The 13,294-nt window shown below is 55.5% G+C and carries 13 protein-coding genes; 5 read left to right on the top strand and 8 right to left on the bottom strand.

All coding sequences use genetic code 11. The features are described from left to right. Positions 1–2 precede the first annotated feature (2 nt). Entirely contained in the window at positions 3–491 is a 489-nt protein-coding gene (locus BDE40_RS16990; RefSeq protein ID WP_134016594.1) for an FxsA family protein, read from the bottom strand. Positions 492–609: 118 nt separating this feature from the next. Between BDE40_RS16990 and BDE40_RS16985 the strand changes: the two genes are divergently transcribed. From BDE40_RS16985 to BDE40_RS16975, 3 genes are read left to right on the top strand one after another with little or no spacing between them, the layout of a single operon-like run. Then, positions 610–1,266, top strand: a complete 657-nt coding sequence (locus BDE40_RS16985) for a Tim44/TimA family putative adaptor protein (protein WP_134016592.1) — start codon at positions 610–612, stop codon at positions 1,264–1,266. Positions 1,267–1,310: 44 nt separating this feature from the next. Beyond that, a complete protein-coding gene (mltA, locus tag BDE40_RS16980) occupies positions 1,311–2,300 on the top strand; it encodes a murein transglycosylase A (protein WP_246030495.1) in 990 nt (329 codons plus the stop codon). Between the two features lie 4 nt (positions 2,301–2,304). Beyond that, a complete protein-coding gene (locus BDE40_RS16975) occupies positions 2,305–2,898 on the top strand; it encodes a Smr/MutS family protein (RefSeq protein WP_134016588.1) in 594 nt (197 codons plus the stop codon). Here the strand turns inward: BDE40_RS16975 and BDE40_RS16970 are convergent. From BDE40_RS16970 to hslU, 3 genes are all read right to left on the bottom strand, one after another. Next, on the bottom strand, positions 2,860–4,104 hold the full coding sequence (locus BDE40_RS16970; RefSeq protein WP_134016586.1) for an MFS transporter: 1,245 nt from the start codon (positions 4,102–4,104) through the stop codon (positions 2,860–2,862). The genes BDE40_RS16975 and BDE40_RS16970 overlap by 39 nt on opposite strands. Then, complete coding sequence (locus BDE40_RS16965) at positions 4,104–4,886, bottom strand: alpha/beta hydrolase (protein WP_162848120.1); 783 nt, start codon at positions 4,884–4,886, stop codon at positions 4,104–4,106. Before BDE40_RS16965 ends, BDE40_RS16970 begins: the two co-directional genes overlap by 1 nt. 313 nt (positions 4,887–5,199) lie before the next feature. Then, a complete protein-coding gene (hslU, locus tag BDE40_RS16960) occupies positions 5,200–6,519 on the bottom strand; it encodes an ATP-dependent protease ATPase subunit HslU (RefSeq protein WP_134016582.1) in 1,320 nt (439 codons plus the stop codon). Positions 6,520–6,678: 159 nt separating this feature from the next. Between hslU and BDE40_RS16955 the strand changes: the two genes are divergently transcribed. Then, positions 6,679–7,062: a DM13 domain-containing protein gene (locus BDE40_RS16955; protein ID WP_134016580.1), complete on the top strand. Its 384-nt coding sequence runs from the start codon at positions 6,679–6,681 to the stop codon at positions 7,060–7,062. Here BDE40_RS16955 and BDE40_RS16950 read toward each other — a convergent pair whose 3' ends face one another. Then, a complete protein-coding gene (locus tag BDE40_RS16950; protein WP_134016578.1) occupies positions 7,063–8,148 on the bottom strand; it encodes a hypothetical protein in 1,086 nt (361 codons plus the stop codon). Then, positions 8,141–8,698, bottom strand: coding sequence for an ATP-dependent protease subunit HslV (hslV, locus tag BDE40_RS16945; RefSeq protein ID WP_073144715.1), 558 nt, complete (start codon positions 8,696–8,698; stop codon positions 8,141–8,143). The genes BDE40_RS16950 and hslV overlap by 8 nt, the downstream gene beginning before the upstream one ends. A 178-nt stretch (positions 8,699–8,876) precedes the next feature. Here hslV and BDE40_RS16940 point away from each other — a divergent pair, with 178 nt between their 5' ends. Then, on the top strand, positions 8,877–10,073 hold the full coding sequence (locus BDE40_RS16940) for a Hint domain-containing protein (protein WP_134016576.1): 1,197 nt from the start codon (positions 8,877–8,879) through the stop codon (positions 10,071–10,073). Positions 10,074–10,143: 70 nt separating this feature from the next. On the opposite strand, the gene infB is transcribed toward BDE40_RS16940, so the two are convergent. Further along, a complete protein-coding gene (gene infB / locus BDE40_RS16935; protein WP_134016574.1) occupies positions 10,144–12,639 on the bottom strand; it encodes a translation initiation factor IF-2 in 2,496 nt (831 codons plus the stop codon). Continuing rightward, positions 12,636–13,271, bottom strand: coding sequence for an RNA-binding protein (locus BDE40_RS16930; RefSeq protein ID WP_073144721.1), 636 nt, complete (start codon positions 13,269–13,271; stop codon positions 12,636–12,638). Before BDE40_RS16930 ends, infB begins: the two co-directional genes overlap by 4 nt. Between the last annotated feature and the right edge of the window lie 23 nt (positions 13,272–13,294).

The raw sequence follows: 13,294 nt of genomic DNA, 5'->3' as shown, positions 1-13,294 counted from the left end.
ACTCAATGCCGTGTCCAGCCTGAAGGTGGTTGATGCGTCGGGCGGGGGGTATCGTCGTCCAATTCGGAAAAATCGCCATCAATCACATCACTGTCGGGCCGCGGCCTTTGCTCGCGGCGATAATCTGTTTGAACGAAACTTTGCACTTTCACTTTGCTCCTGATCCAGTTGAACAATGCCAAACGAAGAGGAGGAATCAGCAATGCAAAGCCGACAGCATCGGTGAAGAACCCGGGCGTCAGCAGCAGCAACCCAGACGCTAGAATCATGGCGCCATGAGCTAGAGACTCAGTTGGATCCTGAAATTCCTGCAAGTTGGACCGAATTTGCGACATGGCCATAAGTCCCTGCGCACGCACAAGAAACGTCCCCAGAATCGCCGTCAGAATTACGATTGCCAATGTCGGCCACAGGCCAAGCCACCCACCGACCTGGATAAACAATGCGATCTCCACAATCGGGATCGTCACAAAGAGCAAAAATAGCCACATGGCAAAAGCCTATTCCTAGTAGAGCGTTTGGTGGACTTGTGTCCCCCTAGCACCTACATAAGAGGCTGAGTTCCAATTTGCCAACTTTCCGGCACACAGAGGCGTTGAAGAGCACACTATGATCGAACTTCTTGTCTTGGCGGGCATCGCCGTCTTTCTCATTCTCAAGTTGAAATCGGTGCTCGGCACACGTGAAGGTTTTGAAAAACCTCCGCTGCCGGTACCCCCCGCGAATGGCCCTGCACAAAAAGCCCGTCAGAAGTTCGAGGTTATCGACGGTGGCGTGGATCGTGATATTACTGATCACGTTGACGAAGACAGCGACGCCGCGAAGGCACTTGCGGAAATGAAACGCGTTGATCCGTCCTTTGGCGTAAGTGACTTTCTTGGCGGCGCACGTGGTGCTTACGAGATGATCCTGATGGCTTTCGAGTTGGGCGAGATCGACGATATTGCCCCGTTCCTATCGGGCGATGTTCTTGAGGCATTTGAAGAAGTGATCGAGCAACGTCAAAAAGAAGGTCTTTTGGTTCAAGCAAACTTTGTTGGTGTCCGCGAATTGACGCTGCTTGACGCAGAATACGACAAAGACACCAAAGAAGGTGAGTTGAAGGTCAGATTTGTGGGTGAGCTTACCTCTGTTGTCCGCGACTCTGCCGGCGACATTGTCGAAGGTGACCCGAATGCGATTAAGCGGGTCAAGGATGTCTGGACCTTTGCGCGCATCATGGGCAGTGACGATCCCAACTGGCAATTGGTCGCAACCGGGGAATGAGGCATGTCCGGTGGGCAGCGGCAATATTTGCGTTGGGGGCGACCATGACTCTCAACTCAGCTGACGCCGCGCCCACCTATGAAATCCTCAAATTCGAGGATTTGGACGGCTGGGAGGACGATGACCATTCCGCAGCCCTTGCTGTGTTTCAAGAAACCTGTGCCGACATAAAAGATACGGAGTGGGCGACCCTGTGCGCCTTAGCGACAAGCCAGCCATCAGCGCGCACATTCTTTGAGTTGTTCTTCCGCCCCGTTTTGATCAACGGAGAAGACCAAGCCCTGTTTACTGGATATTTTGAACCAGAGTTACACGGTTCCCGAAGGCGCGGTGGACCATATCAATACCCGCTCCACAGCAAGCCTCCAGAAGTTCAAAACGGAAGCACATGGTTCTCGCGCCGTGAGATTGAAGAGCAAAACCTGCTGGAAGGTCGGGGGCTGGAACTGGTCTGGATCGACGATCCGGTTGAAAAGTTTTTCTTGCAAGTTCAGGGGTCGGGTCGCGTTAAGCTGGCCGAGGGCGGCGCGATGCGTGTGGGTTATGGTGGCAAGAATGGTCACGAATACAGGTCAATCGGTCAGGAATTGATCCGCCGAGGCACCTATGAGCCGCACCAAGTCTCGGCGCAGGTCATTCGGCGTTGGGTTCAGCGAAACCCGATTGAGGGGGCGGAGCTTTTGCGCCACAACCCGTCCTACGTGTTTTTCCGCGAAGTATCCGAGGTTCCTGCTGACAAGGGCCCGCTTGGTGCGATGAACCGCTCGATCACTCCGATGCGCTCCATCGCGGTTGATCCGAAGTTCAATACTCTGGGCGGACCTGTTTGGATAGAGAAAGGCGGGGCAAAGCCGCTGCAACGCTTGATGATTGCGCAGGATACCGGTTCTGCGATCAAAGGCGCGCAACGTGCGGATATTTACTATGGCACCGGTGATCAGGCAGGCCGCGCTGCGGGCCGCATCCGTGATCGCGGCAGGTTGGTTGCGTTGATGCCGATCCAGACTGCCTACACACTGGCCCCCGGCGGTTAACCGGATGCGACGCGGTAAACGAAAGCTAAACCCAGAGGAGCAAGAGCTTTGGGCGCGTGTCACCGAGACGGCAATTCCGATGCAGGTGCGGTCGAAGTCTAAAATCTCGAACCGACCATTGAAAACCAAAGTTGCCGATCCCGTGTCGCCACGCCCAATCAAGTCATTCAAGCTTGGAGAGCGTGCAACCAGTAAGACGTCCAAACATAACCTGGCGCCAAGTCTGGACCAGCATTTGGCGAAAACTCCAGTGGCGATGGACAAGAAAGCGTTCACGCGATTAAAGCAAGGAAAGCTAAGCCCCGAGGCGCGACTGGACTTGCATGGCATGACCCTTGATCAGGCGCACCCACGTCTTAACCGGTTTATTCTCGATGCTCATGCGCAGGGGAAACGGTTGGTTCTGGTAATCACGGGCAAAGGAAAAAGCCGCGATGACGGGGGGCCAATCCCCACACGGCTGGGCGTTTTGCGTCATCAGGTTCCGAATTGGTTCCAACAATACCCGCTGAAACCCCATATTTTACAGGTGACACAAGCAAGCCTGAAGCATGGCGGTTCAGGTGCCTATTACGTCTACCTCAGGCGCTCGCGGTAAAAGAGATCGCGCCTTTTTCAAGCCGGTCATTGCGAATACAGTTGCCGCGATCATGTATAGGGCGACCCTAACCATCTGCCGCGTGTAATCAATCCCGAAGTCGATAATCAGGCCGGTTAATCCCGGCCCGATGGCAGATCCGAACACCATGATAGCGGTGGCCATTGCCTTAATGCTTCCCAAATACCGTGTCCCGAAAAACTCGGCCCAGAACGCTGCGGGAAGGGTCGCCTGCATGCCGGACGTCATGGCGAAAAACGCAATGCCAAGGGCGCCTCCGGCCAGCGAAGTGCTTTGCGAGAATACCAGAAACCCGACGGCCAAGGGCAGCGTGTAAACTGACATCATCCGGCCGGTTCCAAATCTGTCGATCGCAAAGCCTGACGCGATCATCGCGCAGATCGACATGCCTGTGTAAACGGGAAAGAGTTGGACAAGCTCGAGATGGGTCCACCCTTTTACGTCTGCCAAATGGACTTGAAGGAAGAAGAACGCAGTCCCGAAGGCGGGCGGGCCAATCAATACAGGCACGACCATCCAGAACAGCGGTGATCGCAAAACTTCAAGCCGCGTCCAGTGATGCCCTCCCATCCCAGCTACATGATCATCAGACGATGACGATTGGGGTGTGCGTTCTTGCTTTAGCAGCAAGAAAACTAAAGGTGCGAGTACGACAAGCGCGCCACAGGCGATAAGCCATGAGCTGCGCCAACCGATCAATCCCATTAGGGCTACGAACATAATTGGCAGTAACGCCTCCCCGATCGAGAACCCAAAGCTTGCAACGGCGAGCGCCCGGCCCCTTGCAGCCACAAACCATCGCGCCATTGCCGTGCTTGCCACGTGGCTGGACATTCCTTGCCCCATCAAGCGCAGCATAAAGATGAGCGCGACAAGCATTGGGATTGATGAAACAAGGGCCATCGAAGCGCAGGCAAGTGCCAGAACAATAAGAACTGCTGGTCCTAGAACACGCACCCTTAGCAAATCCGTCAGGACGCCAGCCCAGATCATCACAGCGGCAGAGCACAGCGTGCCCAACATATAGATGCCGCCCCACGCCGCATGTGTCAGCCCGAACTCGGCGCGTATTTCGCCTGCGAAAATCGAAAGGAAGAAAGTTTGCCCAAACGATGATGCGAATGTGAGGAGCAGTCCCGCGCTAAGCCAATGGGCGTTGCTGCGAATAAATCGAAGGGTGTCCACTACCGGCTCGCCACCGGTGATAGGATTAACGCGGTGGCATTCTGAACAGTCAAAACGGACCCCGGCAACAGGCCGATGCGCGCGCCGTCGCGGGAAAGCGCATTTTCCAGGTCTGGTATCTGACCAAGCAGCTTTAGCAATGCTGGTGATTTGGCCGCGGGAAAGTGGTTAGTTCCACCTTCGCTATACGCAGTCACGTCAACATAAGTGATGTCATATTCAGCAATTTCGCTCACATCTTCGAGCCGCCCAAGTCTGTTCTTCTGACCGGTGAGCTGTTCAATCAATCGTAGCGCGCGGTCTTTCTTGGACGAGAAGATGATGAACGGGTCAGGCAGTTCCCCGATGGCATCGGCTTGCGACTTGAAGACATCTAGATCAAGGTCTGGCGACATGAGAACAACGCCACCAATCCTGTTGAGCGCGCGCTTGTTACCCGAAACACTAAGTTCCCGCAAAGTTTCCATTGTGACCATCGAGCCAAGGGAATGCGCAACGAGGATGACTTCGCGGGCGTTTGATCTAGTGGCAACCTCAATCAAGCGATGCAATCCGTCACGGGCGAACAGCGCGCTATCACGGTCATACGCATAATTCAGTGGGTTCCCAGCAGAAGGCCATGAATATGTTATTGCGACCCCGGGCAGGCCAAGATCGTGGCTCATCTGCGCGATACGATACAGGCCGTCGCTAAACCGGTTGTTGAACCCATGGATATAGATGATCACAGCGCGGTTTTTCGCGTCCTTGGTCGCGAGCTCCTTGTTTAATGCTGCCCGCATTCCGGTGCTGTTTTCAAAGGCTTCGGTGCTTGCCAACAGGAAGTGCTTCTGTGGGTCAGGTTTCGCATTTGGCCACTCAATCTGCCCCGCTTTGTGAACTGGCGGTATGGAGACATCCACGAGACCATAGATTGATTTGCGCGAGCGAAGCGTTCCGAACGGAAGACGATCTGTTTGGCGCGTTGTGGCAAAAAAGATCGGACGTTCCACCGCGGGTGCTAAACCGGCAGGAATACGGGCAAGCCCTCCTCTATGTGTGCATGCTGTCAGTATAATCGCAGCGAAAAGGAGGAGGGCTTTGGCTTTCATATTGTCACAGCACGTATTTGCTCAGGTCCGCTGATCTGCTCAGCTCGCCCAGATGTGTTTCGACAAAATCGGCATCGACCACGACGTCCTCGCCAGCGCGATCAGGTGCGGTGAAGCTTAGATCTTCGAAGACCCGTTCCATAACGGTGTAAAGCCTACGCGCACCGATATTTTCAACGGATTGGTTCACTTCGGCGGCGATCCGCGCCAAGGCTGCGATTCCGTTGTCTGTGAAGGATACTTTTACTTCCTCGGTTCCCATCAATGCAGTGTATTGAAGCGTCAGCGCATTATCGGTTTCGGTCAGGATACGTACAAAATCTTCTTCCGTCAGGGCGCGGAGTTCGACCCGAATAGGAAGACGTCCTTGCAATTCGGGCAGCAAATCCGAAGGTTTGGCGATGTGAAACGCACCCGAAGCGATGAACAGGACGTGGTCGGTTTTCACCGGACCATGTTTGGTCGACACCGTTGTACCTTCAATAAGTGGCAGCAAATCGCGCTGAACGCCTTCGCGACTGACGTCCGCACCACGCGCATCGGCGCGCGCACAGACCTTGTCGATCTCGTCAAGGAAAACAATCCCGTTTTGCTCTACCGCTTCGATGGCGTTTTCTGTCACGGCCTCCTGATCAAGCAGCTTGTCAGCCTCATCGGCAACCAGCACTTCATAGGATTCCGACACCTTCAGTTTGCGCTTGGTGGTTTTGCCACCCATGGCTTTGCCGAACAGGTCTCCGAGGTTCATCATGCCCGGACCACCACCCATGCCGGGCTGGCCGGGGACTTCAAACATCTGGAACGGGTTGCCGCCGCTATTGTCGGCGATGTCCAGCTCGATCTCTTTATCATCAAGCAACCCGTCGCGTAGCTTCTTGCGAAACATTTCACGCGTGCCTTCGCGGGCATCAGTTCCGGCAAGGGCATCAATAACCCGTTCTTCCGCAGCTTCATGTGCGGCCGCTTTGACATCTTCACGCATCTGTTCGCGGGTCATTATGATCGCAGCGTCAACCAAGTCGCGCACAATCTGTTCCACATCGCGGCCAACATAACCGACCTCGGTGAATTTAGTCGCTTCGACCTTCAAGAACGGTGCGCGGGCAAGTTTGGCCAAACGGCGCGAAATTTCGGTTTTACCTACACCGGTGGGGCCGATCATCAGGATATTCTTCGGGTATACTTCGTCACGAAGATCGTCTGCCAGTTGCTTGCGCCGCCAACGGTTACGCAAAGCCACTGCAACGGCTCTTTTGGCGTCTTTTTGCCCGATGATGAATCGATCCAGTTCGGATACAATTTCGCGGGGAGTTAGGTCGGTCACGGCGACATCCTTCTAGTTTGAGATTGTTTTAGACCTATGGTTCATCACCCGCAACTTGAAGGGTGGCTTCACAGATGTTGACGTTTGCGTGTGAGGGCTTCCGATTTACAGAATTACGTCGAATACTCGAACCCAAGAGTTCAATCAAAGGAGCATCCCATGATCTCTCGTCGAGCTATTTTACGCGGCGCGGTCACCGTTTCGACTGTTGCAGCCCTTCCGGCATTTGCGGGCGGCCACGGCCGCATCGGCAAGTTTAAAGGCGCAAGCAACCACAAGACCACTGGTCGTGCCGAGCTTGTGAAGTCGGGTTCCGGAGGTTCCGTGGAACTGATGGGCGACTTCACTTTTGACGGCGCCCCTGACCCTAAAGTCGCTTTGGGCAAGAATGGGTTCGATCCAAAAACTTTGATGGGGCCCCTAAAGTCGAACAAGGGCGCTTCCACATACAAGATTCCTGCGGGAATCAACCCCGATGACTACAACGAGGTCTGGATTTGGTGCGAAAAGTTCAACGTACCGTTAGGTGTTGCCAAGCTGTAATCACTCGGACACCGCCAGACCGTCCTCATAGGGTGGCAGTCGGTGTTTGCCCGGGAAGTCGGGCAGTAGACCAAGCAGCCAAGCACGGGTTTGCGTCCAGAACGCACCCAACGAGGTTACGAAAAGGCCGAGGAGCAGCATGGTCAAAACGGGTGCCCAGTCGGCACCCGTTTCATTGATTGCTGAGGCCAACAGCAGCCCCATATACACCAATCCAGCGGTCAGAAAGCTGCGTCGGTCAATGATGATTGCCAGCAGCGTGAACAGGGCCAGAACAACAATAGCGAGGCTCGTGCCGACGGTGCCTCCAGCTTGATAGTTCGACATCACCAGAGTGTTGACCAAGGCGGGTGCTGCGAGGATATGCAGCCAAAATGCAGATGCCGATTTGCGGCTGACCCTATGGGGGTCCTGTAGGTCAAACCATAACGCGCCAACAAAGGCGAAAACGCCAAACACGAGCGTTCCTAGGGCAAGATATGGCTGGCGGCGCAGATCGAAGTAATCCGTTAGGCCAGCATTGGTCGAGGCACTGCCCGGAAACATCAAGTCAACGGCGCCGATAATCGTGATGATGCCAAACACACCAAGTGCGAACATGGCGAAAGGCAATCGGAACACGCGAAAATAGCCCAGCATGCCTGCCATGCCGATCACGCCAATGATCACCGTTTTCAACGGTGTCATGTCCCCGTATTTGCCAATGATTGCCGCCACGACCGTTAGTGCGAGGGTCGAGGCAAACGCGATGCAAAGCGCAATTGATGGCAACGACATGCGGCGCTTCTTGGTGAAGTAGAAGGCCAGCGCGACAGAAATCACCATTGCGAATGCGGGTATCAAAGCCACCTCGCCGAAGATTGCTGTTAGGCCAATCAACCCGGACATCAGCAAGCCAAGGCCAACCGTCACGAAAATCTCGGCAAAGCCCTTGAACAGCTCGAACGGCTCATCATCGCCAATCATATTAGCACGGTAGCCTTGCCGCTGGTCTGACAAGATCATCAGTTTGCTGGCTTGGGCCTCGTCCAGAACACCGGACGCGACCGCGGCGCGAAGATCGTCGCGCGAAACACCATCACTCATCGATTGTCTCGACGGTTAGATTGCCGTTTGTGTAAACGCAGATATCTGCCGCAATCTTCATTGCGTCGCGCGCAATGGTTTCGGCGTCTTTGTCGGTGTCCATCATCGCGCGACCTGCCGCGAGCGCGAAATTCCCGCCAGAGCCGATGGCTGTGACATCGTGTTCCGGCTCCAGCACGTCCCCTGCGCCAGTTATGACGAACAGGTCTTTGCCGTCCGTGACGATCAGCATAGCCTCTAGATTCTTCAGGTATTTGTCGGTGCGCCAGTCTTTTGCCAATTCGACAGCGGCGCGGGCCAGTTGGCCGGGAACGGCCTCCAGTTTGCTTTCGAGCCGTTCAAGCAAAGTGAATGCATCTGCGGTAGATCCCGCAAACCCGGCAACGACATCCATCCCGCCCGGAGACAGGCGGCGGACCTTGCGCGCGGTGCCCTTCATCACGGTTTGGCCAACGGAGACCTGCCCGTCACCTGCGATAACAACCTTGCCACCCTTGCGGACGCCAATGATGGTGGTGCCGTGCCAGCCGGGAAATTTGTCGTCAGACATGCCGCTCTCCTTAGTTCCTTGAGGACATATAGTCATGGATGGGAGTGAGCGCAAAGAGGTGTCAGAACTCCTCTAGAATTGACTTCGTGCATTCGGTTGGCATTGTTTCCCCGCAATTTTGCCTAAAAGCTCAGATAAGTTAGAATCGTCTAGATCATGAAATATAAAGAGCAGAGCAGTGCCCGACTTATTGCTGGGCGGTATTGCGATTAACGAGGTCCTCGTTGACCCCAATGGCGCAAACAACTTTGACACGGATGGAAACGGCGCCGCTCGTGGCGGCGACGAATTTCTTGAGCTCATAAACACCTCCGGCAGCGCTATTGATATTTCAGGTCTCGAGCTTTGGGACGCTGGACGCGACAACTGGTTTACCTTTCCCCCCGGCACCGTTTTGGAAGCGGGGGCGGTAGCAGTCGTTGTGCGCAACGTCCAAAACGGGGGCAGCCTTCCCAGTGTGACTGGCGATAACCTGGCGTTTGACGCCAATTATAGCAGCAACGTCTTCAACAACGGCGGCGACAATCTGGTTGTTTATGATCCTACGAATGACGAATTCATTCAGGCGACATTCAACGGTGACGCGCTGGATGATCCAACAACAGGCTCTAATTATGCTGGATTTTCGAGCACAGCCACTCGTGTTGGCTCGGGCGAAAACTTTGGAAATGATCAGGACGGTTTCTCGATTCAGCGCGGTGGGGCCAGTTTTACCAACAATTCTACCCCAACACCCGGTTCGCAAAATGTGTGCTTTGCTTCAGGAACACTTCTGGAAACGCCACAAGGATTTGCCAATATCGAGGAGTTGCGCGTGGGCGACTTTGTGAATACCCGCGACGGTGGTTTTCAGCCGATCCGTTGGATATTCGCACGGCGCGTCAGCGTCTGGGATCTACTGGCTGATGACAATCTTGCACCTATCTCGATCAACGCGAAGGCTGTAGGGCTCGCTGCCGAGCAACGCCCGCTTCGCGTGTCGTGTCAGCACCGGCTTCTTGTCACCGGCAAGATTGCGCAGCGCATGTTTGGCTACGACGAGCTTCTCGTCCCTGCGAAAGACTTGTTGGGATGTACCGGTGTTTCGATTGATACGTCGAAGACAGCCTTCTTCTATTTCCACCTGCTTCTGGACGGCCACCACGTTTTGAACGCCAATGGCGTGGCCGCAGAGAGCCTGTATCTTGGGCCTGAATCGCTTAAAGCGATTTCAAGTACTGCGCGTGAAGAGTTGGCCATCCTGTTTCCGGAGGGGCATGGCAAAGCCATGATGGTGCAATCATGTCCTGTGAGGCCATTACAGTCCGGTGCGCGGGTGCGGCATATGATCGACCGTTACGTAAAGAACGAAAAAGCGCCCCTTCGCGCATTTTAGAGTAGTTCAAAAGCAAAAAAGGCCCCGAACATTTCTGCGCGGAGCCTTTTCAAATTTATGAACTTCGAGCTTAATCCAGCGAACGCTCAACTTCTTCACGCGTGAAGATTTCGATAACGTCCTGCGGGCGAATGTCGTCGTAAGCTTCGAACGCCATACCGCATTCCTGGCCGGACTGAACTTCAGGCACTTCGTCTTTGAAGCGCTTGAGGGTCTTCAGCGTGCCTTCGTGGATCACGACGTTGTCGCGTAGCAGTCGAACGCCGGCGGAGCGGCGGGCCACCCCTTCGGTGACGATACACCCTGCAACTTTGCCAACACCGGTGACTTTGAAGACTTCTTTGATTTCGGCGTAGCCGATGAAGGTTTCTTTGACCTCGGCGGACAAAAGCCCGGATGCGGCTTGTTTCACGTCATCCACAAGGTCGTAGATGACCGAGTAGTAGCGAATTTCCACACCCTTCTGGTTGGCGGTGTTCCGCGCGGATGCATTGGCCCGCACGTTAAAGCCAAAAACGGGCGCACCGGAGGCTTCCGCCAGACCGATATCGCTTTCTGTGATCGCACCAACGCCGGAGTGAAGAACGCGAACGCGAACTTCGTCGTTGCCGATTTTCTCCATCGCCTGAACGATTGCCTCGGCAGAACCCTGCACGTCAGCTTTTACCAGAATTGGCATTTCGGTCAGGTTCTCGTCGTCCTTGGCTTTAGCCATCAGCTGCTCAAGGGTTGTTGCGGCACCAGCGGCGGCGCGTTTATCCTTGGCGGCTTTCTCGCGGTATTCTGCGATTTCACGGGCTTGTGCTTCGGTATCAACGACGTTCAGAACATCACCGGCTTCGGGTGTGCCGTTCAGGCCTAGAACCTCTACAGGAACCGAAGGACCGGCTTCCTTGATGCGATCGCCTTGGTCGTTGATCAGCGCCCGGACTTTACCGTACTGCTCGCCTACAACGAAAATGTCGCCTTGGCGCAAGGTGCCGTTTTGTACCAGCACGGTGGCGACAGGGCCGCGACCCACGTCAAGCTGCGCCTCGATCACAGCGCCAGAAGCGGCACGATCAGGGTTGGCTTTCAATTCTAGGATCTCCGACTGAAGCGCGATGGCTTCAAGCAGGGTATCAAGGCCTTGGCCGGTGGTTGCAGAGACCTCGACGTCTTGGACGTCGCCGGACATTTTCTCAACGATCACTTCGTGCTGAAGCAGGTCGGTGCGAACTTTGTCAGGGTTGGCGTCGTGCTTGTCGACTTTGTTGATCGCTACGATCATCGGAACGCCAGCCGCTTTCGCGTGGTGGATCGCTTCGATGGTTTGCGGCATGACCGCGTCATCAGCAGCGACAACCAGCACAACAATGTCCGTTACCTGAGCACCACGAGCACGCATTGACGTAAACGCCGCGTGACCCGGTGTATCAAGGAACGTAAGCTTCGTGCCGTCTTGGTCGACTTGGTAAGCACCGATGTGCTGCGTGATGCCGCCAGCTTCGCCAGCGGTGACGCGAGCGTTGCGGATAGCGTCAAGCAGGGACGTTTTACCGTGGTCAACGTGGCCCATAATCGTGATCACGGGCGCGCGTGGTTTAAGGTCTTTGTCGTCGTCAGCCACTTCCGTGATGACGTCTTCCACGTCCGAGTCAGAAACGCGGACCACGTTGTGGCCGAATTCCTCAATAATCAATTCAGCCGTATCGGCGTCGATTGACTGGGTCTGAGTCGCCATGATGCCGTTGTTCATCAGGGCCTTCACAACGTCAGCGACGCGTTCTGCCATGCGATTGGCCAGTTCCGAAACCACGATGGCTTCTGGAAGCTTTACGTCACGAACAACCTTTTCGCGCTCAACAGATCCGCCCATCGCCTTTTGACGCGCGCGTTCTTGCTTACGCTTCATCGCGGCCATGGATTTGTGACGGCCTTCGCCACCACGAAGGGCTTGGTTCAGCGTCAGCTTGCCGGAACGGCGCGCGTCATCGACACGGGCTTTGCCACCTTTGCTTTCGCGATCGTCACGGTCACGGCGTACCGCAGGTGTTGGCGCTGCTTTGCCACCACCGCGTGGGCCGGACGGAGACACAGCGGGCTCGCCCGGTGCGGCGGCCGCAGGGGCAGGTGCTTCTGCCCGCGTTTTAGCTTCCTCGGCCTCGCGAAGTTTGCGTGCCTCTTCATCAGCCTTGGCTTTGAGCGCGTCTTCGCGTTCTTTTTCTTCACGTTCTTTTTCTTCAGCCTCGGCGCGACGGCGTTCGCGGCGCTCTTGCTGTTCAGCCTCTTCGGCGGCGCGGCGTTCGATGTCGGCTGCTTCTTGCTCTTTTGCAGCCTGAAGCGCCTTCATGCGACGATCCATTTCTGCATCGGAGATACCGGCAGGACGTTTGGAAGGATCACCAACAGAGGGCGATCCAGTAATTGAAGGCTTTGCGCCACCGGGTTTTGGCACCACTACGCGCTTGCGCTTGGTTTCCACCACCACGTTCTTGGTGCGCCCGTGGCTGAAGCTTTGCTTCACGTTACCGGGACGTGCGCCACCTTTAAGGCCAAGGGGTTTTTTACCGTCACTATCGCTCATGCGTCGTCTTTTCCTTTCGGGCGGGATTTCTTTCCGCCGCTATGTCCGCGGACACCTTTCAGCCTGATGCCCTCAGCTTTTATCTGTCTGCTGAGTCCACCTGCCGTTAAGGCGCCATGTATCACACTTTCCCGACCGAAAGCCAAACCCAATTCCTGAGAGGTCAAACAGCCAATAAATACGTCTTTTCCGGGCGGCGAATGGAGCTTTGATTTGCCCCGTTCGGACCCGTCACTTGCCTGCACCAACAGCGTCGCGCGCTCGTTCTCCAGCAGGCTTTTTACCTTTTCGTAACCGGTGACTGCCTGCCCCGCCTTGCGCGCAAGCGAGATCAGATCAACCAGCCTTCGTGCCAGCAGTTTGTCGGTCTGTTCGAACAGACCGTCCGGCACAGTTACCTGCTCCTTAGCGGAGCGCGAGAACGCCTTCGTTTTGATCGCCTTTTCCAAGGCGTCTTTGTCGGCGCTTACCCAGATGCCACGACCAGGCAACTTGTTACGCACGTCGGGTACGGCCTGACCTTCCGGTCCGACCACAAAACGGATCATCAACGCAGGATCGCGCAACTCTCCCGTAGCGATGCAACGTCGCTCCGGGCCGTTTTGTTCTTTTTCCTGACCGCCGCGGCTCATGCCGGGATCCCTGAGGCCTGAAA

It is taken from the genome of Litoreibacter halocynthiae (assembly GCF_004365635.1).
Lineage (GTDB): Bacteria > Pseudomonadota > Alphaproteobacteria > Rhodobacterales > Rhodobacteraceae > Litoreibacter > Litoreibacter halocynthiae.
This window is presented reverse-complemented; position numbering and strand designations above follow the sequence as displayed.

Bases quoted from the DNA above. Each gene is read 5' to 3' on its own strand.
- BDE40_RS16990 (WP_134016594.1), bottom strand. From the start codon at position 491: ATGTGGCTATTTTTGCTCTTTGTGACGATCCCGATTGTGGAGATCGCA.
- BDE40_RS16985 (WP_134016592.1), top strand. From the start codon at position 610: ATGATCGAACTTCTTGTCTTGGCGGGCATCGCCGTCTTTCTCATTCTC.
- mltA (WP_246030495.1), top strand. From the start codon at position 1,311: ATGACTCTCAACTCAGCTGACGCCGCGCCCACCTATGAAATCCTCAAA.
- BDE40_RS16975 (WP_134016588.1), top strand. From the start codon at position 2,305: ATGCGACGCGGTAAACGAAAGCTAAACCCAGAGGAGCAAGAGCTTTGG.
- BDE40_RS16965 (WP_162848120.1), bottom strand. From the start codon at position 4,886: ATGCGGGCAGCATTAAACAAGGAGCTCGCGACCAAGGACGCGAAAAAC.
- BDE40_RS16955 (WP_134016580.1), top strand. From the start codon at position 6,679: ATGATCTCTCGTCGAGCTATTTTACGCGGCGCGGTCACCGTTTCGACT.
- BDE40_RS16950 (WP_134016578.1), bottom strand. From the start codon at position 8,148: ATGAGTGATGGTGTTTCGCGCGACGATCTTCGCGCCGCGGTCGCGTCC.
- hslV (WP_073144715.1), bottom strand. From the start codon at position 8,698: ATGTCTGACGACAAATTTCCCGGCTGGCACGGCACCACCATCATTGGC.
- infB (WP_134016574.1), bottom strand. From the start codon at position 12,639: ATGAGCGATAGTGACGGTAAAAAACCCCTTGGCCTTAAAGGTGGCGCA.
- BDE40_RS16930 (WP_073144721.1), bottom strand. From the start codon at position 13,271: ATGAGCCGCGGCGGTCAGGAAAAAGAACAAAACGGCCCGGAGCGACGT.